The 17,251-nt window shown below is 75.4% G+C and carries 16 protein-coding genes; 5 read left to right on the forward strand and 11 right to left on the reverse strand.

Annotated features, from left to right (window positions below; translation table 11 throughout):
* Nucleotides 1-52 precede the first annotated feature (52 nt).
* Nucleotides 53-958 (reverse strand): LysR family transcriptional regulator, encoded by a 906-nt coding sequence (locus FB554_RS10280; protein ID WP_142005874.1) that lies wholly within the window; start codon nt 956-958, stop codon nt 53-55.
* Between the two features lie 71 nt (nt 959-1,029).
* Here FB554_RS10280 and FB554_RS10285 point away from each other — a divergent pair, with 71 nt between their 5' ends.
* Complete coding sequence (locus FB554_RS10285; RefSeq protein ID WP_142005875.1) at nt 1,030-1,995, forward strand: EamA family transporter; 966 nt, start codon at nt 1,030-1,032, stop codon at nt 1,993-1,995.
* On the opposite strand, the gene FB554_RS10290 is transcribed toward FB554_RS10285, so the two are convergent.
* Together FB554_RS10290 and FB554_RS10295 are read right to left on the reverse strand one after the other, a co-directional pair.
* Complete coding sequence (locus tag FB554_RS10290) at nt 1,892-3,442, reverse strand: MFS transporter (RefSeq protein WP_268885483.1); 1,551 nt, start codon at nt 3,440-3,442, stop codon at nt 1,892-1,894. The genes FB554_RS10285 and FB554_RS10290 overlap by 104 nt on opposite strands.
* Nucleotides 3,439-3,999: a TetR/AcrR family transcriptional regulator gene (locus FB554_RS10295; protein ID WP_170206844.1), complete on the reverse strand. Its 561-nt coding sequence runs from the start codon at nt 3,997-3,999 to the stop codon at nt 3,439-3,441. Before FB554_RS10295 ends, FB554_RS10290 begins: the two co-directional genes overlap by 4 nt.
* A gap of 165 nt (nt 4,000-4,164) precedes the next feature.
* On the opposite strand from FB554_RS10295, the gene FB554_RS10300 reads away from it, so the two are divergent.
* On the forward strand, nt 4,165-4,668 hold the full coding sequence (locus FB554_RS10300) for a hypothetical protein (RefSeq protein ID WP_142005877.1): 504 nt from the start codon (nt 4,165-4,167) through the stop codon (nt 4,666-4,668).
* Here FB554_RS10300 and FB554_RS10305 read toward each other — a convergent pair.
* From FB554_RS10305 to FB554_RS10330, 6 genes are read right to left on the reverse strand one after another with little or no spacing between them, the layout of a single operon-like run.
* Nucleotides 4,634-5,872 (reverse strand): kynureninase, encoded by a 1,239-nt coding sequence (locus tag FB554_RS10305; protein ID WP_142005878.1) that lies wholly within the window; start codon nt 5,870-5,872, stop codon nt 4,634-4,636. The two genes, FB554_RS10300 and FB554_RS10305, sit on opposite strands and share 35 nt — an antisense overlap.
* 4 nt (nt 5,873-5,876) lie before the next feature.
* Nucleotides 5,877-6,728: a tryptophan 2,3-dioxygenase gene (kynA, locus tag FB554_RS10310; protein WP_268885484.1), complete on the reverse strand. Its 852-nt coding sequence runs from the start codon at nt 6,726-6,728 to the stop codon at nt 5,877-5,879.
* Between the two features lie 7 nt (nt 6,729-6,735).
* On the reverse strand, nt 6,736-7,908 hold the full coding sequence (locus FB554_RS10315; RefSeq protein WP_142005880.1) for an SIS domain-containing protein: 1,173 nt from the start codon (nt 7,906-7,908) through the stop codon (nt 6,736-6,738).
* A gap of 10 nt (nt 7,909-7,918) precedes the next feature.
* Complete coding sequence (locus tag FB554_RS10320; protein WP_142005881.1) at nt 7,919-8,122, reverse strand: Trm112 family protein; 204 nt, start codon at nt 8,120-8,122, stop codon at nt 7,919-7,921.
* A complete protein-coding gene (locus FB554_RS10325; protein ID WP_142005882.1) occupies nt 8,119-9,558 on the reverse strand; it encodes a phosphomannomutase/phosphoglucomutase in 1,440 nt (479 codons plus the stop codon). Before FB554_RS10325 ends, FB554_RS10320 begins: the two co-directional genes overlap by 4 nt.
* Nucleotides 9,559-9,583: 25 nt before the next feature.
* A complete protein-coding gene (locus tag FB554_RS10330) occupies nt 9,584-9,997 on the reverse strand; it encodes a DUF3499 domain-containing protein (protein ID WP_142005883.1) in 414 nt (137 codons plus the stop codon).
* 264 nt (nt 9,998-10,261) lie between these two features.
* On the opposite strand from FB554_RS10330, the gene FB554_RS10335 reads away from it, so the two are divergent.
* From FB554_RS10335 to FB554_RS10345, 3 genes are read left to right on the forward strand one after another with little or no spacing between them, the layout of a single operon-like run.
* A complete protein-coding gene (locus tag FB554_RS10335; protein ID WP_142005884.1) occupies nt 10,262-10,969 on the forward strand; it encodes a VOC family protein in 708 nt (235 codons plus the stop codon).
* Nucleotides 10,970-11,029: 60 nt separating this feature from the next.
* The gene (locus FB554_RS10340) at nt 11,030-11,473 is read left to right on the forward strand and encodes a metallopeptidase family protein (RefSeq protein WP_236022365.1); all 444 of its coding nucleotides are present in this window, start codon (nt 11,030-11,032) and stop codon (nt 11,471-11,473) included.
* Nucleotides 11,470-12,309 (forward strand): SDR family oxidoreductase, encoded by an 840-nt coding sequence (locus FB554_RS10345; protein WP_142005885.1) that lies wholly within the window; start codon nt 11,470-11,472, stop codon nt 12,307-12,309. Before FB554_RS10340 ends, FB554_RS10345 begins: the two co-directional genes overlap by 4 nt.
* 191 nt (nt 12,310-12,500) lie before the next feature.
* Here the strand turns inward: FB554_RS10345 and FB554_RS10350 are convergent, their stop codons facing one another.
* Both FB554_RS10350 and FB554_RS10355 read right to left on the reverse strand, forming a co-directional pair.
* Complete coding sequence (locus FB554_RS10350) at nt 12,501-13,982, reverse strand: DUF5719 family protein (RefSeq protein WP_142005886.1); 1,482 nt, start codon at nt 13,980-13,982, stop codon at nt 12,501-12,503.
* On the reverse strand, nt 13,979-17,215 hold the full coding sequence (locus tag FB554_RS10355; RefSeq protein WP_142005887.1) for a glycosyltransferase family 2 protein: 3,237 nt from the start codon (nt 17,213-17,215) through the stop codon (nt 13,979-13,981). The genes FB554_RS10350 and FB554_RS10355 overlap by 4 nt, the downstream gene beginning before the upstream one ends.
* Between the last annotated feature and the right edge of the window lie 36 nt (nt 17,216-17,251).

Raw genomic sequence — 17,251 nt, forward strand, 5'->3', positions numbered from 1 at the left:
GAGACCGGGCGGGGGGTGTGACGCGCGCGGTCGCCCGCGAGCGAACGGTGGGTCAGGCGCTGCGGTCGCGGGCCACCTGGGCGCCGGCGCGCTGGAGCTCGGCGACCACCCGGCGGACCACCGCGCGCTCGGCGCGGTCGCGCCGGGACATGGCGACCACGAGGCGGGCCGAGTCGATGTCGCGCAGCTGCAGCAGACGTACGTCGGCGCGGGGGCGGGTGGTGAAGCGCGGCAGCAGCGCGATGCCCTCGCCGGCCACCACCAGCGCCTCGACGACCCGGTTGTCGCGCACCTCGTGGCGCACGTCGGCGCGCTCGCCGGTCACCCGTTCGATGGTGTCGACGAGGGTGCGGAAGGGATAGCCGCGGGGCGGGGCGATCCACGGCTCGCGGATCACCTCGGCGGGCCGCAGCGTGCGCCGACGGGACCAGCGGTGCCCGGCCCCGACGACGACGTCGAGCGGCTCGCGCACGACGGGCTGGACGGACAGCCCCTGCCGACGCGGCGGCCGGGCGCGCATGGTGTGCCCCACGACGACGTCGTAGTCGGTCGCCAGCTGCGCGAAGTCCTCCTCGGAGACGTCGACGTCGTCGAGCTCGATGTCGATGGGCTCGTCGGCCAGGGCGGCGAGCACGAGGGGCACGAGGTACTCGGCGGCGCTGGGCAGGGCGGCCAGGCGGACCCGACCGGCGACCGCGCCACGGAACTCGTCGAGCCGGGCCTGCGCCCGTTCGAGGGCGGTCTCGACGTCGGAGGCGGCATCGGCGAGCAGCAGCGCCTCGTCCGTGAGCCGCACCCCGCGACCGTGCGGCCGCACCAGCGCCACCCCCAGGTCGCGCTCCGCCGAGCGCAGCTGCTGCGAGACGGCCGACGCGGTGCGGAAGCCCGCCTCGGCGACGGCCGCCACGCTCCCCCGGTCACGCAGCTCGCGCAGCAGGACGAGGTGCCGATGCTCCATGCAGACAGCCTAAAGAGTCGGTGCAGAAATGCTCAGTAGACCTGGACGGTGGCGAGCCGCACCATCGACGTATGCCCCTCCGTCACCGCCTCCTCGCCGCGCTGGTCGCCGCTCTGTGGGGCGTCAACTTCCTGGCGATCCACGCCTCGCTCGAGCAGTTCCCGCCGTTCCTGCTCGTGGCGATGCGCTGGACCCTCATCGCGATCCCGACGCTGCTGCTGGTGCCCCGCCCCGAGGTGCCGCTGCGCTACCTGCTGGGTTACGGCCTCGGGTTCGGGGTGCTGCAGTTCACGTTCCTCTACTGGGCCATGGACAGCGGCATGCCGACCGGCCTGGCCTCGCTCGTGCTGCAGAGCTCCGCGTCGTTCACCGTGCTGCTCGGCGTGCTGGTGACGCGCGAGAAGCTCACCGGCGCACGGGCGTTCGGCGTCGCGGTCGCCGTGGTCGGCCTGGCGATCGTGGGCTCCCAGCGCGCGGGCGGGGCCACCTGGTGGCCGTTCGTGCTCACCCTCCTCGGAGGCCTGGGGTGGGCCCTGGGCAACATCGCGAGCCGGCAGGCCAAGCCGCCCAAGCCGCTGCACCTCACGCTGTGGATGTCGGTGATCCCGCCGATCCCGATGCTCGCGCTGTCGCTCGCGGTCGAGGGCCCCGACCGGATCGTCGACGCGTTCGCGACCTCCGGCGACGCGTGGGGCGCGTGGGTGGGGCTGGCGTACACCGTGGTGCTGGGCACCGTCGTGGGCAGCGGCATCTGGACCTGGCTCATGGCGCGTCACCCGGCCAGCACGGTCGCACCGTTCTCGATGCTGGTGCCGGTCGTCGGCATCAGCGCCGCCTGGCTGGCGCTCGGCGAGCGCCCGAACGCGGTCGAGCTGGCTGGCAGCGTGGTCGTCGTGGCCGGGGTGCTGCTCACCTCGGGCACCCGCCGCCGGATCAGTGGTGGCCGTCGGCGAGGTCGAGGTCGCGCGGGGTCAGCAGCCACACCGCCGCCGCGGCAACCAGCATCAGCAGGCCACCCAGCAGTCCGACCTTCGTGAACGCGTCGGTGAAGGCGGTGCGCGCCAGGTCGGCTACCGCCTGACCCGCCGGCCCGAGCTGCTGGGCGACGGTGAGCGCGCCGCCGATGGAGTCCTGCACCGCCGGCAGGGCAGCATCGGGCAGGCCGGCCTCGCGCAGCTGGGCCACGGGCAGGTCACCGCGGTAGACACCCGCCGCGGCACTGCCGAGCGTGGCCACGCCCAGCGCGGCACCGACCTCGTAGCTGACCTCCTCGATCGCCGCGGCGTTGCCCGCGCGGTCTGCCGGCGCGCTGCCCATGATGAGCGCCGAGGCGATGGCCAGCGATCCCGTGGAGATCCCGACCAGCGCGAAAGCGACTGCGGCCCAAGGGATCTCGAGCGGTTGCGGCGCCCAGAAGAGCAGGCTGAACCCGAGGCCGCCGACCGCGAGCCCTCCGGCCAGCACCGGACGTACGCCCACGCGGGCCGCGAGGCCCGGCGCCAGCGGCGCCGCCACCGCCCCGCCGATCGCGGCAGGCAGCAGCGCCACGCCGCCGCGGATCGGCGAGAGACCCTCGACCAGCTGCAGCCACTGTGCCCCGAGCAGCATGGCGCCGGCCATCGCGAGCGAGGTCAGCAGCGCGGCCAGGACGCCGGCCGTGAACGGGCGACGGGTGAACAGGCGCACGTCGAGCACGGGCTCGGGCCGACGCAGGCAGCGGCGCACGAACCAGGTGAGCGCGACGACGGCGAGCACGGCGGCGGCGACCGAGGGCACGGTGAGGCCCTCCTTGCTGAGGTGCTTGATCGCGTAGACCAGGGCGACCAGACCGACGCCGGCGCCGGCCGCGGCGGGCGCGTCGAGCGGGGCGGGACGGTCGGCGCGGCTCTCGGGCAGCAGGATCCAGGCGGCGACGATCGCGACGAGCATCACCGGGACGTTGACCAGGAACGCCGCGTGCCAGGAGAAGTTCTCCAGCAGCAGACCGCCGACGATCGGGCCGAGCCCGCCACCCACACCGGCGGTCGCGCCCCACAGGCCGAGCGCGGTGGCCCGCTCGCGCGGGTCGGGGAACAGCGTGCGGATGCTCGCGAGGGTCGACGGCATGATCATCGCGCCACCGACGCCGAGCAGCGCGCGCACCGCGACGACCGCCCACGGGGTGCTCGCCACGAGCACCAGCAGCGACGCCGCAGCGAACACCGCGTATCCGGTGAGCAGCATGCGCCGCCGCCCCCAGCGGTCGCCCAGCGCCGCGACGGTGACGAGCAGGCCGGCGATCACCAGCGAGTAGGAGTCGACGATCCACAGCAGCTGGGTCGAGCTGGGGCGCAGGTCGGCGGCCAGCGCGGGCACGGCGACGTTGAGGATCGTCATGTCCATGACGACCACGAGCAGGCTGCCCGCCAGCACGGCGAGGCCCGCCCAGCGGCGCGGGTCCGCCTGGGGCTGCGGACGTACGGCCTGGGTCTGGTGACTGGTCACGGTGCGGAACTTCCTTCGACGAAGCTGGTGAGGACGAGGGACTCGACGGCGCGCAGGCCGACCTGGCCGCGGCGGGTGGCGTCGCGCGCGGCGACGAGCAGGCCGAAGATCCACGAGCTGAGCCAGGCGACGGGCACGTCTCGGCGCAGCACCCCGAGCTCCTGCGCCCGGGCCAGCAGCGCCTGCTCGCGCCCCTCGAGCTCCTCCCCCTGCTCGACGAGCCCGGGGGCGTCCTCGAAGAACGGGTCGGTGAGGGTGAAGCCGAACAGCTCGACCGAGCGCACGTAGCTGCGCACGAGGGCCTCGACCGCCGCGCGCACGACCGCTGGGTCCTCGCTCGTCGCCGCCTCGTCGGCCCGCGCCTCGGTCAGCGAGTCGTCCCACAGCCGCAGGCTGTGCTCGCCGAGCTGCTGCATGAGGTCGTCGCGGTTCTCGACGTGCCGGTGCAGCGTGGCGCGGCTGATGCCGGCCTCGCGCGCGATGTCGGCGAGCGTCGCGCGCGGACGGGCGTTGAGCGTACGGCCGGCCGACTCGATCAGCTGCTCCCTGCTGAGCATCGGGTCCTCCTGGTGCGGGCGCGGCAGTCGGCGCACCGAACGCCGACCGTGAGACATAAATGTCTCACATGAGACATCGCAGTGTCACATCGGGCGGCCGCAGTCGTCTCTCCACGCGGTCCACGCGCTCCCCGCCCGCCGCCCGGCGGCTGCGAGCATGGCGGCATGAGCCGACCGCGCGGTCCCGTCCGCTACCTCTCCCAGGTCTCGCCGCACTGGGGCGTGCGCGCGGTGGGCCTCGTCGCGTGCCTGGCGCTGCTCGGCGTCGTGGCGTCGCTGGTCCTGAACCCCGACGGCGTCCCGTTCGCCGTCTTAGGCCTGATCGGCGTGCTCGCGCTCCTCGGCGCCGCAGCGGGACTGTGCCTGGCCCTGGTCAAGGTGACGCTCGAGGTGACCGAGTGGCAGGTGCACGTCGCCTACCCGCCGTTCACCCGGGTGCTCAACGCGGAGTTCATCACCGGCGCCCGGCCCGGCGACCGCGACGACGGCGTGGGGTTCGGCTACGGCATCCGGTGGGAGGGCCGGGGGAAGATCGCCCTCCGGGTCGGCGGGCCGGCCGTCCTGATCGAGCACTCCCGCCCGCCCGGCAGCACCGTGGTGAGCGTGGACGACCCGGAGCGGGCGGTGGCCGCGATCAGGCAGGCCGTCGAGTCAGCAGCTCGGCCATGACCTCGAGCGCGTCGACGACCTCGGCATGCGACGTCGACAGCGGCGCGAGTCCCAGCCGGATCCCGTCGGGCGAGCGGAAGTCGGGGATGACCCCGGCGTCCCACAGCTCGCGGGTGACCTGCTCGAAGCCGGGACCGGCGACCGTGACGTGCCCGCCGCGGCGCTCGGGGTCGCGCGGTGAGGCGACGCGCACGCCCCACTCGCTCGGCCAGGAGTCGACCACCTCGATCGCGAGCGAGGTCAGCGCCACCGACTTGCGGCGCACGGCCTCGATGCCGGCGCGCGACAGCTGCTCGACGCCGAGCCGCACCGGGAGCATCCCGACGATCGGCGGCGTGCCCGAGACGAAGCCCCGGATGCCGGCAGCGGGCTCGTAGCCCGGGCCCATCGTGAACGGGTCCTTGCGGCCCATCCAGCCCTGGATCGGCTGACGAGCCTTGTCCTGCAACGACTTCCGGACGTAGGCGAACGCGGGCGCGCCCGGGCCGCCGTTGAGGTACTTGTACGTGCAGCCGACCGCGAGATCGACCTCCCACGCGTCGAGCTGCACCGGCACCGAGCCGGCCGAGTGGCACAGGTCCCACAGCACGAGCGCGCCCGCGTCGTGGGCGATGCGGGTGATCTCGGGCGCGTCGGCGAGCCAGCCGGAGCGGTAGGCGACGTGGCTGAGCACGACGAGCGCGGTGCGCTCCCGCACCACCTGCTGCACCTGGTCGGGTGTGATGCCCGCCTCGGGATCGGTCTCGACCCAGCGCAGCGTCATGCCCAGCTCGCGCGAGATGCCTTCCAGCACATAGCGATCCGTCGGGAAGTTGTCGGTGTCGAGCACGATCTCGTCGCGCCCCGGCCGGGCGCCGATGCCCGCCCGCGCCAGCTTGTAGAGCAGCACGGTCGTGGAGTCGGCGACGACGGTCTGCCCGGGCGCGGCCCCCAGGGCGGCCGCCGCGATCTCGTCGCCGACGCGCTCCGGCCACGTCATCCACGGGTCGTCGCCGTCGGTCCACGAGCGGATCAGCTCGCTCCCCCAGGAGCCCTCGACCAGGTCGGTGAGCGCCGGGGCCGTGCGGCGCAGCGGACGGCCCAGGGAGTTGCCGTCCAGATAGGCCCGCAGCCGACCCTGCCGTGGCTCGACGAACTCCGACCGGAACCCCGCCAGGTCGTCGCTGCCGTCGAGCTCCGTTGCCCGAGAGCGGAACTCGCTCACCCGATCACTCTCCTTGCGCGATGCGGCCGCGGACGGCGTACAGCTCGGGGAAGAAGGTGAGCTCCAGCGCCTTGCGCAGGAACGGCACCCCGCTGCTGCCGCCCGTGCCGGGTGCGGAGCCGATGATCCGCTCGACCGTCTTCAGGTGCCGGAAGCGCCACAGCTGGAAGTTATCCTCGAGGTCGACGAGCTCCTCGCAGGTCTCGTAGACGTCCCAGTGCTCGTGCGGGTCGGCGTAGACCAGCCGGAAGACCTCGACCAGGGCGTCGCTGCGCACCCACGGCTGCGACCAGTCGCGCTCGAGCAGCTCGCCCGGCACGTCGAACCCGCGCCGGGCCAGCAGCGCGACGAACGCGTCGTAGAGCGACGGCTCGTGCAGCAGCGTGCGCAGCATCTCCTGCGCCTGCGGGTCGTGGTCGAAGACGGGGACCATCGAGGCGTTCTTGTTGCCGAGCAGGAACTCGACCGCGCGGTACTGATAGCTCTGGAAGCCCGACGACGACGCGAGAAAGCTTCGGAACTGGGCGTATTCGCTCGGCGTGAGGGTCGCGAGCACCGACCACTGCTCGGTGAGGGTGGACTGGATGTGCTTGACCCGGGCGAGCTGCTTCAGCGCCGCCCCGAGCTCGTCGGCCTGCAGGTTGGCCCGGGCCGCGCGCAGCTCGTGCAGCACGAGCTTGAGCCACAGCTCGCTGGTCTGGTGCTGGATGATGAACAGCAGCTCGTCGTGCTGCGGCGGCTGTGCCAGCGGGTGCTGGGCGCTCAGCAGCTGGTCCAGCCCGAGGTAGTCGCCGTAGGACATCGCCTGCCGGAAGTCACGACGTACGCCGTCCTCCAGCGGTCGTTCGCTGGTCACCTGTCGCTCAACCCCGTTCGGTGCGGTCGCGCAGGTCGGCGACGTGCGGCGAGATCGACGGATCCAGCCCCAGTCCGAGCGCGAGATACGTTGCGGCATAGTCGGATCCGGCCATCAGCTCGGCGAGTCGGGCGACCGGGTGCCCGTCGGCGGCCACCTGCTCGACGACCTTCACGCCGGCCTCGCGGGCGGTCTCGACGAGGGCGTCGGCGAGGGCCTCGGCCTGGGCGCGCTCGGGCGTCGGCTCGGCCGGGCTGGCGTCGCGCAGCATGAGCAGCCCGAGCGTCGGCTGAGCCGGGGCGTCGAGGAACGGGTCGGCGAAGATGTCGCCGTTCATCGCGCCCTGACCGCCCCCGGCGGTGAACGGCCCGTCGAAGCAGGCGACCACCTGCGAGGCCGCGTCGGGCAGCTCGCCCCAGGTCGCCGGCATCCGCGCGGTGCGCGCGAGCATCGTGCCGGCCCGCTGCGCCGCGACCCCTGACAGCGGGTTGTCGCCGAGGGTCATCGGCACCGTCTCGGCCAGGGTCAGCGCCGCGAGCTTCGCGGGGTTGACGAAGCTCTCGGACGAGGGCCGGCAGGTCTCGGCGACCTCGTCGAGCCGGTCGGCGACGGTCGCGAGCGCGGCCGCGTCGGCGTCGAGCAGACCGAGCTGGTCGGCGGCCAGGAGCACCGGCGTGAGCAGGGTCCACAACGACGTGCGGCTCGAGGTGCGGTCGCGACCCACGCCGATGTTCACGCCGCGCGCCTGGCGCGTGACGCCGGCCAGCGGGGAGTCGTCGGCGCCGACGGTGAGCAGCGCGCAGCCGCGGCGAGCGGCCTCCGCGGCGAGGGCCACCGGGCCGGGCGCGCGGCCCGACAGCGACACGGCGACAACCAGGTCGAGCGGCCCGACCCAGCCGGGCAGCGGCAGGTCGCGGCGGGCGGTCACCGGCACGGGCGAGCCCGGCTCGGCGAGCAGGTCGAGCACGTCGCCAACGACGGCCGAACCGCCCAGGGCGCCGACGAGCACCGAACGCGGCCGCTCGCCGTACGACACCCGCTCGACACCGGCCTCCTCGGCCAGGGTCAGCGCCTCGCGCACCTGGGCGCCGGCCGTGGCCAGCGCGCGCAGGGTGTCCCGCGAGTCGCGGGCGCTCAGCAGGTCGACGTCGTCGAGGGCGGCCTCTTCGATGAACGGCATGGCGTGCCCCTCAGGCGGCGAACGTGCGAGCTTCCTCGGCGAGCAGCACCGGGATGCCGTCGTCGACCCGATAGGCGCGCCGCTGCCCCTCGCCGGCGCAGGTGCCGGTGCAGTGCAGCTCGGGCGCCCCGCCCGGACCGGTGCCGTCGACCAGCTCGCGGTGGCAGACGGGGCAGCGCAGGATCTCGCGCAGCCAGGGCTCGATGGTGCTCATGCGTCCTCCTCGGTCGGCGCGTCGGCGCGCACTCGCTGCAGCGCCGCGTCACGCACCCGCTCCATGGTCGCAGCGTCGGCGGCCTCGACGTTGAGCCGCAGCAGCGGCTCGGTGTTGCTGGCCCGCAGGTTGAGCCACCACATCGGCTCGCCGTGGTGCACCAGGGTCAGCCCGTCGAGGGTGTCCTCGGACACCGGCCCCTGCTCCAGCGCCCAGGCGCGCACCCGCTCGACCGCGGCCGGCACCTCGTCGACGCGCGAGTTGATCTCGCCGGACGCGGTGTAGCGGGCGTAGCTCGCCATCAGCTGCGACAGCGGCTCGTCGGACTCCCCCAGCGCGGCCAGCACGTGCATCGCGGCGAGCATCCCGGTGTCGGCGAACCAGAAGTCGCGGAAGTAGTAGTGCGCGGAGTGCTCGCCGCCGAAAACCGCGTCGGCAGAAGCCATCTCGGCCTTGATGTACGAGTGCCCCACCCGGGTGCGCACGGCACGCGCCCCGTGCTCGGCGATGATCTCGGGCACCGCCTGGGACGAGATGAGGTTGTGCACCACGGCGACGTCGGCGGGGTCGGCGCCGTCGGCGACCGCGCGGTCGATCTCGCGGGTCGCGACCAGCGCGGTGATGGCCGACGGGCTCACCGGCTCGCCGCGCTCGTCGACGACGAAGCAGCGGTCGGCGTCGCCGTCGAAGGCCAGCCCGATGTCGGCGCCGTGCTCGAGCACCGCGGCCTGCAGGTCGCGCAGGTTCTCCGGCTCCAACGGGTTGGCCTCGTGGTTGGGGAAGGTGCCGTCGAGCTCGAAGTAGAGCGGGATCACGGTCAGCGGCAGGTCGGCGAGCACCGCCGGGACGGTGTGCCCGGCCATGCCGTTGCCGGCGTCGACGACGACGGTGAGCGGGCGCGTGTCGGACAGGTCGACCAGGCCGCGCAGGAACTGGGCGTAGTCGGCGAGCAGGTCGCGCTCGACGATCTGGCCGGACGCGGGCTGCTGCAGCTCGTGCGCGGAGCCCCGGTCGAGGAGCCACTGGGCGAGGTCGCGCACCTCGGCGAGACCGGTGTCGAGGCTGACCGGGCGGGCGCCGGCGCGGCACAGCTTGATCCCGTTGTACTGCGCGGGGTTGTGCGAGGCGGTGAACATCGCGCCGGGCACGTCGAGCGCGCCGCTGGCGTAGTAGAGCCCGTCGGTGGAGCAGAGCCCGATGAGCGTCACGTCGACCCCCTGCGCGGCGGCACCGCCGGCGAAGGCCGCGGACAGCTCGGGCGAGCTGGGGCGCATGTCGTGACCGACGACGAGACCGGTGGCGCCCTCGGGACGCACGATCACCTGCGCGAACGCCGAGCCGAGGGCGTACGCCACGGCCGTGCTCAGCTGCTCGGGGACCAGCCCCCGCACGTCGTAGGCCTTGACGAAGTCCTGCAGGCGGGGCGGCGGGGTCACAGGACGCGACCTTACCTCCCGGGGGTCAGCCCTCGGGCAGGAGTCGCAGGTGCCGGCGACGGGTGCCGAGCAGCTCGGGGTCGGGCTGCGCCGGCGCGGGTCGCGGGGCCCGGCGCGGCGCCTGCTGGGCCGCCGCGGCCGCCTGCTGCTGCGGCTCGGGGCGGGCGGCCGCACGCACCGCCTCGGCCAGCGCCACCAGGTCGTCGGGGGTCGGCTCGGGCTCGGTGAGGTCGATGTCGAGGCGCACGACGTCCCAGCCACGCGGGGCGGTGAGGCGGGTGGTGTGGTCGGCGCACAGGTCGTACGTGTGTGGCTCGGCCAGCGTCGCGAGCGGCCCGAGCACGGCGGTCTGGTCTGCGTAGACGTACGTCAGCGTGGCCACCGCCGGACGGGCGCAGGCGGCGCGCGAGCAGGTGCGGGAGCGGGGCCGGGTCGTCACGTCGAAGGACTCTAGGTCAGCGCACCGACACCGCTCGCGGGGCGCGCCGAGCGACCCCCCGACGGATTCCCCGAACCGGGGCGCCGCCGGGCCGCGCCGCCGCGCCACCGCCGCGCCCACCGCCGTGAGAGTGCGCGAGTGGCCCCTTCCGGCGCGCTCGGGTGGGCGTGTCGCGCACTCTCAGCGGCGGGGTCGGCTCTCGGCGAACCGCTCCGGCCGCGGCCGCGCTCCCCTAGCCTCGGGGTGACGGCGGAGGAGGGGCGGATGGCGCTCGTACGGTTCAAGGATCTGTGCATCGACGTGCGCGACGTGGAGTCGGCGGCCGACTTCTGGGGCGCGGCGCTGAGCCTGGAGCAGAACGACCCGCTCGAGGCGCACCCCGGCGTGGGCATGCTGCGCGGCGCCACCCCGCAGCAGACGGTGTGGCTCAACGCGGTGCCCGAGCCGAAGACGGTCAAGAACCGGGTGCACCTCGACCTGCGCGCGCCCTCGCTCGACCTCGACGTCTTCGCCGGCCTCGCCCGGGTGACCGAGCCGGGCGAGCTGCCCTGGACCGTGCTGCGCTCCCCCGAGGGCGACGAGTTCTGCGTGTTCGTCGACGAGTCGGTGGCCGCGCCCCGGCTGAAGGACCTCGAGGTCGACGCGGTCGACCACGCCCGGATCGGCCGGTGGTGGGCCGAGCTGCTCGGCGGCGAGGCGGTGCGCGACGAGACGCCGCACGGGACGTACACCTTCGTGACCGGCGTGCCGGACGCGCCGTTCGAGGACATCGACTTCGCGCCGGTGCCCGAGCCCAAGCTGGTGAAGAACCGGCTGCACTGGGACGTCACGCTCGAGCCCGGCGTCGAGGTCGCCGACCTCGTCGACCGCGGGGCGCACCTGCTGCGCAGCCCCGACGGCACGATCAGCTGGTCGGTGCTGACCGACCAGGAGGGCAACGAGTTCTGCGTCTTCGCCACGCCCGAGCGCTGACCCGGCGAGCGGCGCCCACGCCTCCGGGGGCGCCGCACCTGAGGCGGCTAGGGTCGAATCGTGGTCCCCTCACCCGACAGCCCGCCCCGCGGCACCGTCGTACGCCATCGCGGCCGACGCGCGCGGCACGGCCGTGGTCCGCGCGGACCCATCGCCTGGCCGCGCGTGCCCGCGATGGTCACCCGCCGCGACGCGTTCGACGAGCTGGTGCTCGACGCCCTGGAGCGCGTGGAGAGCCGCCTCGGCCGCAGCCTCGACCCGCTCGAGGTCGCCGTGGAGGACATCCCGCCCAGCGACCCGGCCTCGTGGGAGGAGGCGGTCCCGCTGGGCCGACTGTTCCCCGCCGACGGGCGCACGCCCCCGCGGGTCGTGGTCTACCGCCGGCCCGTGGCCAGCCGCGTCGACCGCGAGTCCGAGCTGGCGATGCTGGTCGAGGCGGTCGTCGTCGAGCAGGTCGCCAGCCTGCTCGGGATGTCGCCCGAGGACCTCGAGGGCGACCGATGACCCAGCCGACCGACGCCCCGACCTTCGTCGAGGGGTTGCCCGGGGTCGGCCGCACCCCCGTGCTGGTCACCGGCGGCACCGGCACCCTGGGCAGCGCGGTCGTGGAGGAGCTGGTCCGCTCGCAGGTGCCCGCGCGGGTGCTCACCCGCACGCCCGACCCCGCGCGGCCCGAGCAGGTCGGCGGCGACCTCGCCACCGGTGCCGGCCTCGCCGAGGCGGCCGACGGCGTACAGGCCGTGATCCACTGCGCCACCGACCCGCTGCACGCCCGCGAGGTCGACGTCGAGGGGACCCGGCGGCTCACCGAGACGCTCGCCGAGGTGGCTCCCGAGGCGCACCTGCTGCACGTGTCGATCGTCGGCGCGCACGCGAACCCGCTGCGCTACTACCGCGCCAAGGTCGCCGCCGAGAGCATCGTCACCGCGAGCGGTCTCCCCGTCACGATCCTGCGCGCGACGCAGTTCCACCAGCTCGTCGAGCAGCTCACGCACGCCTCGATCGGACCCCTGAGCCTCGGCATCAAGGGGTTGCGGTTCGCGAGCATCGACCCGGTCTACGTCGCCGTGCGCGCCGTCGACCTGGCGCTGTCGCCGCCGCGCGCCGAGCCGCTCGACGTCGCCGGACCGGAGATCCTCAGCGGGCGCGACCTCGCGGTGCTCAGCGCGCGGGTCCGCGGCCGGTCGAACCCGCGCCTGCTGCCGGTCCCCGCGGTCGGTTCGGTGCTGTCGGCGTTCGCCCGCGGCTCGAACCTGCCCGGCCCGCAGGCCGAGCGCGGCGGCACGACGTACGGCGAGTGGCTGGCGGCCCGGGAAGGCGCCACGGGCGTCCACGGCTGAGTGCCCGCGCAGCCAGGCCGCACACCCCGCAACAACCCCGCAACAACCCCCGATATCGGCCGCTGTGACCGTGCCCTGACGCCACACCCCGCAACAACCCCCGATATCGGCCGCTGTGACCGTGCCGGAACGCCACACCCCGCAACAACCCCCGGTATCGGCGACTGTGACGGTGCCGGCCGCAGCTCTCGTCAGCGCTGGGGCGCCTGCGCGGCGTCGACGACCGAGCTGACGCCGGTGGCCTCGACCAGCGGCACCCCGGCGAGGAGCGGCTGGTCGCCGTCGCGACCCGACACCACCAGCGCGGCGCCCACCTCTCCCCCGCTCGGGCGCACCCAGACGGCGCGGGCGGTGCTCACGTCGAGGGTCGTCGCGCCGCCGTCGGGCACGGTGACCGACCGGGTCGAGAGCTTGCCCGCGGCGTCGACGGTGCCGAGCGTGACGCGGCGCTCCCCCTCCGGCGCGCTGAGCACGAGCTCGGCGCGGCCCTGCGGCACCTGCGGGACCGCGACCCCGACCAGACCGCGCACGGGCGCCGCGGCGGGCAGCCACATCGAGTCGGTCGGCTTGCTGCGGTCGCTGACGCCGACCGAGTGCGACGCGGCGACGACGGGGGCGTCGGCGCGCAGGCGTACGGCATAACGCCCCGGCGCGAGCCCCGGCAGCCGGATCGTCGCCGCGCTGCCGCCGGGGACGGTCTGCACCACGTCGTCGTACGTCTGCGCACCCGACCCCAGGACGCTCACCCGGACCACGGCGTCCTCCGCGCCCGGCACCCCCACGCGCAGGCTCGCTGCGCCGTCGCGGGTCACGACCGTGGCCGGGACCAGCTGGTCGGTGGCCGGCGCGGCGGCGGCCGGCGTGACGTCGGAGCCGCGCGGCACGGCCCCCGCGAAGTCGGTCTCGACCAGCGCGGCCGACACCGTCCCGCGGTCTGCGGTGACCTTGACGACCGGGTCCTGGGCACGGTCGTCGATGCTGCCCAGCACCACGACCTCGCGCGACCGGGCGGGGACCACGACGTCCTGCGGGGCCGCGCCGCCGAGCACGGACACCCGGGCGGTGACCGGGTTGGGCGCGGGGTTGGTGAGCACCAGCCGCTCGGAGCGCCCCTCGTCGGGGCTGCCGGCCAGCAGGTAGCTCTCGGCCGTCGGGGTGGTGCACGGGACCAGGCCGAGCCCCCGCACCGACTGCGCACGGTCGAGCCCGATCTGGACGGCGGAGTAGCCGGTCGCGACCGGTCCCTGCGCCATCAGGTCGAGGCCGCGCGGGCCGTCGAGCGCGACCGGGCTGGTCGCGCCGGGCCGGGTGGTCGCGCCGCGCAGGGCAGCGGCGCCGGGCACCGACAGCGCCTCGACCGAGCTCGCGCCAGGAGCTGACCGGTCGCCGGAACCCGTTGCGCCCGAACGGTTCTCACCGACGAGCCCGCTCGGTGCGGCCGCCGTGATGACGGTGACCGCCTGGTCTGCGTCGGGCAGGCCGGGGACGCCCGGGCGGTCGGGTCCGGGGCAGCTCAGCGCGACGCGCGCGGTGGGCGCCGCCTCGGCGGAGGCGGCCGGGGCGTCGGACGCCTCGGCCAGGTCGACCGTGGGCAGGGTGCCCCCGGCGGCGACCACGAGCCCGGCGCCGGCGGCCGTCGCGGCGACGATGCGCGCCAGCCCGCCGCCCCTCATCCCCGCCTCCGCGAGCGGGCGTTGCCGAACGGCACCGCGAGGAAGGCCACGACCGCGAGGGCCGCGCCCTGCGCCCAGCGCCATCGCGGGTAGGCCACCGCCGGGCCGACCTGCAGCTCGCCGCCGGTGGTGGGGAGGGCGTACGTCGGGACGTCGCCGGCGACCCGGCGCAGCGGCTTGCCGTCGAGGCTGACCTCGGCGAGCCGCGCCCAGCCGGGCGCCTCGGAGACGGCCAGCACGCGGCCCTGGGGTCCGGCCGGGATGCGCGCGGTCGTGCGCGCGTTGGGGTCGTCGGTCCCGACCGCGGACAGCACCTGCCCGTCGCGCTCGATGCGCAGTCGCGACATCGGCACGGTCTCGGGCCGCGGGAGCACGCGGAAGAGCGTGAGGTCTGAGCCGGCGGCCATCGGCGAGAGCCCCTCGACCACGGCGAGCTGGCGCGCGACGGTCGAGGAGTCGCCGGGGCCGGTGAGCCCGACGAACCCGACCGCGAGCCGGGACAGCTGGTCCTGCACCCCGCTGTCGCGCCCGGAGTCGGTGAGCAGCGCCCGCACGGTGCGGGCCACGAGCGGGTCGGAGCTGGCCGGCACGTCGAGGTCGCGCACCGGCCGCCCGGTCTCGCGCCCGTCGAGGCGGTAGGTCACGTCGCCGTCGCGCTCGACGGTGAGGGTCAGCATGCGGGTGGCGCGCTGCCCCTGCGCCTGGTTGGCGGCGACCGCCGGGACGGGCTCGGGCGCGGTCTGCAGGGTGCGGATCGGCCGGTCCCAGGCGACGGCGCCCACGACGACGACGGCCGCGACGATGCCCGTCACGAGCAGGGCGACCGAGGCGGTACGCACCCCGGCGCCGCGCGGCCGGCGGCCGGCCCGGAAGGTGTCGCCGAAGGCGACGAGCGCCAGCCCGAGCAGCGCGGCACCGGCGAGGTCGAGCGGGAGGCCGGGCCACGGCACGCGGGCCTGGCCGGCGAGGTCGGTGACCGTCACCTGCTGCGCGGCGAGACCGCCCGCGAGGCCGAGCAGCGCGGTGACCGCGAGACCGACGACCAGCCGGACGCGGCCGCGGGCGCGCGCACCGAGCGCGAGCAGCCCGACGGCGATCACGGGGGCGGTCCACCACGCGGGGTAGGAGCCGGCGCCGCCGGGGTGCAGCAGGGCCAGCTGCCACGGTTCGGGTGCGGTGGCCGAGGTGAGCCCGCCCGGACCGGCGAGCAGGGCGCGCGGGTCGTCGAGCAGGCGTACGCCCGTCCACGGCCCGAGCAGACCCCACGGGCCGACGGCGACGACGAGGCCGCGCAGCCGCGCCCAGCCGCTGCCGACGAGCACCACGCCGAGCGCGACAACGGTGGTGAGGGCGAGCAGCACGGGTGCGAAGGCGCCCATGACGGCGGCGGCCAGGACCGTCCCGAAGGTACTCGGCACCCCCGCGCGGCGGCGCGCGACGCTGAGCGTGCCCGCGAGGACGACCGGCAGCAGCACGTGCCCGACGACGGGACCGAGCCGGCCCTCGGCGGTGGCGGCGCTGACCGTGGCCAGGCCCGCCCACGCGAGACCGGCGGCGGCGCGCGGCCAGGCCGCCCGGGTCGCGGCGCGGCCGGCGAGATAGGCGCTCAGCCCCGACAGCGGCACGCCGAGCAGCAGCAGCCAGCCGACGACGGTGGCACCGGAGGTCGCGTCGTCGACCCAGGGCAGCAGCTCGGCCCCGCGGGCGAGCCCGGCCAGCACCGGCAGATAGGGGTGCTCGGTGCCCAGCTCGCCCAGGCCGGGGCCGGACCAGCGGTCGCGCCACAGCCGCCAGATGCCCTCGGCGTCGGTGCTGAACGGCAGCAGCTGGCCGCCGGCGAAGCCCTGCGCGGTGCCGCGCAGCGCGCCCGACCCGACGTGGTCGCGCCAGCGCACCAGCGTGGCCGCGAGCAGCGTCACGAACAGCCACAGCCCGGGGTTGAGGACGATCCGGGCCGCGAGGCTGCGGCGCTGGCTGACGACCGACTCGTGTGCCGCGTCGGGGTCGTCGGGCGCCGGGGTGAGGGCGGCCCGCGTCTGGTCGAGCGCGTCACGGGCGGCGGCCCCCGCCGGGACGAAGAGGGCTCCGAGGTGCCGTCGGCGCGTACGTCCGCGGCCGCCGAAGCGCGAGCGCGCCCCGAGGATCCGGCCGACGCCGAGGGGTGCCGTCGCCTGGGCCAGCTCGGTGAGCGAGCGCCGCGGCCGCTTGAGCACGAGCATGAGCAGCGCGAGCAGCAGTCCGCTGAGGCCGACCCACAGCGCCATGAACGGCAGGGCGAGCGGGGAGCAACGGGCCAGGGCGACCTGGCGGTGCCGGCGCAGGGTGCGGGCGGAGCGGGGCGCGGGCTGATCGGCGTCGGTGCGGCCGGCGCGGCGCAGCGTACGGCCGGCCTCGGGGTCGTGGATCTCCTGGCGCACGACGGCCTGCGGGACCACGACGACCTGGTGGCCGAGCAGGTGGGTGCGCCAGCACAGGTCGAGGCCGTCGCCCTCGCCGTCGAAGGCCGGGTCGAACCCGCCGAGGCCGAGGTAGACGTCGCGGCGGATCAGCATGCCGGCGCTGCTCACCGCGAGCACGTCGGAGCGGGTGTCGTGCTGGCCCTGGTCGGGCTCGCCCTGCATGTGCGTGCCGACGTGGCGGCCGGTGCGGGTCAGGTCGAGGCCGACGTTGACCAACAGGTCGGGCTGCTGGGCCTGCACGACCTTGCAGCCCGCGACGCCGACGCGCTGCGAGCGGCCCGCCACCTGCAGCAGGGCGCGCAGCGAGCCGGGGGCGGGCTGGGAGTCCTCGTGCAGCAGCCAGAACCACTCGTCGCGGTCGCGCACCCGGGTCTCGCGCGCCCGCGCGCGCTGGCGGGGGCGACGGGCGACGACGAGGTCCTCGCCGGGGCCGGGCAGCGCCTCGACCGCGGTGTCGACGATCTCGGCGAACGGTGCGCCGGGCGGCACGGCCACGACCGAGACCTCGGGGTACTGCTCGCGCCACGGGGCGTGCGCCTGGTCGTCGACGAGGTCTCGCACCGCGCGGTCGGCGGTGGCGTCGACGACGACGAGCCGCTGCGGGCGCTGCTGGAGCTCGGCGAGCGCCGCGAGCGTGTGCTCGAGATAGGGGTTGTCGGGGTCCTGGACGACGAGCAGTGCCGTGACGGTCACGGCGGTGCGGTCGGCGCCGGCCACGGGTCGCAGGCCTCGGTCGTCAGGGGTCGCGTCCGGCTCGGCCGTCGCCATCGCCATCGGCTCTCACCTGCCAGGCACTCGTCGGGCATCATC

This window comes from Barrientosiimonas humi (genome assembly GCF_006716095.1).
GTDB lineage: Bacteria > Actinomycetota > Actinomycetes > Actinomycetales > Dermatophilaceae > Barrientosiimonas > Barrientosiimonas humi.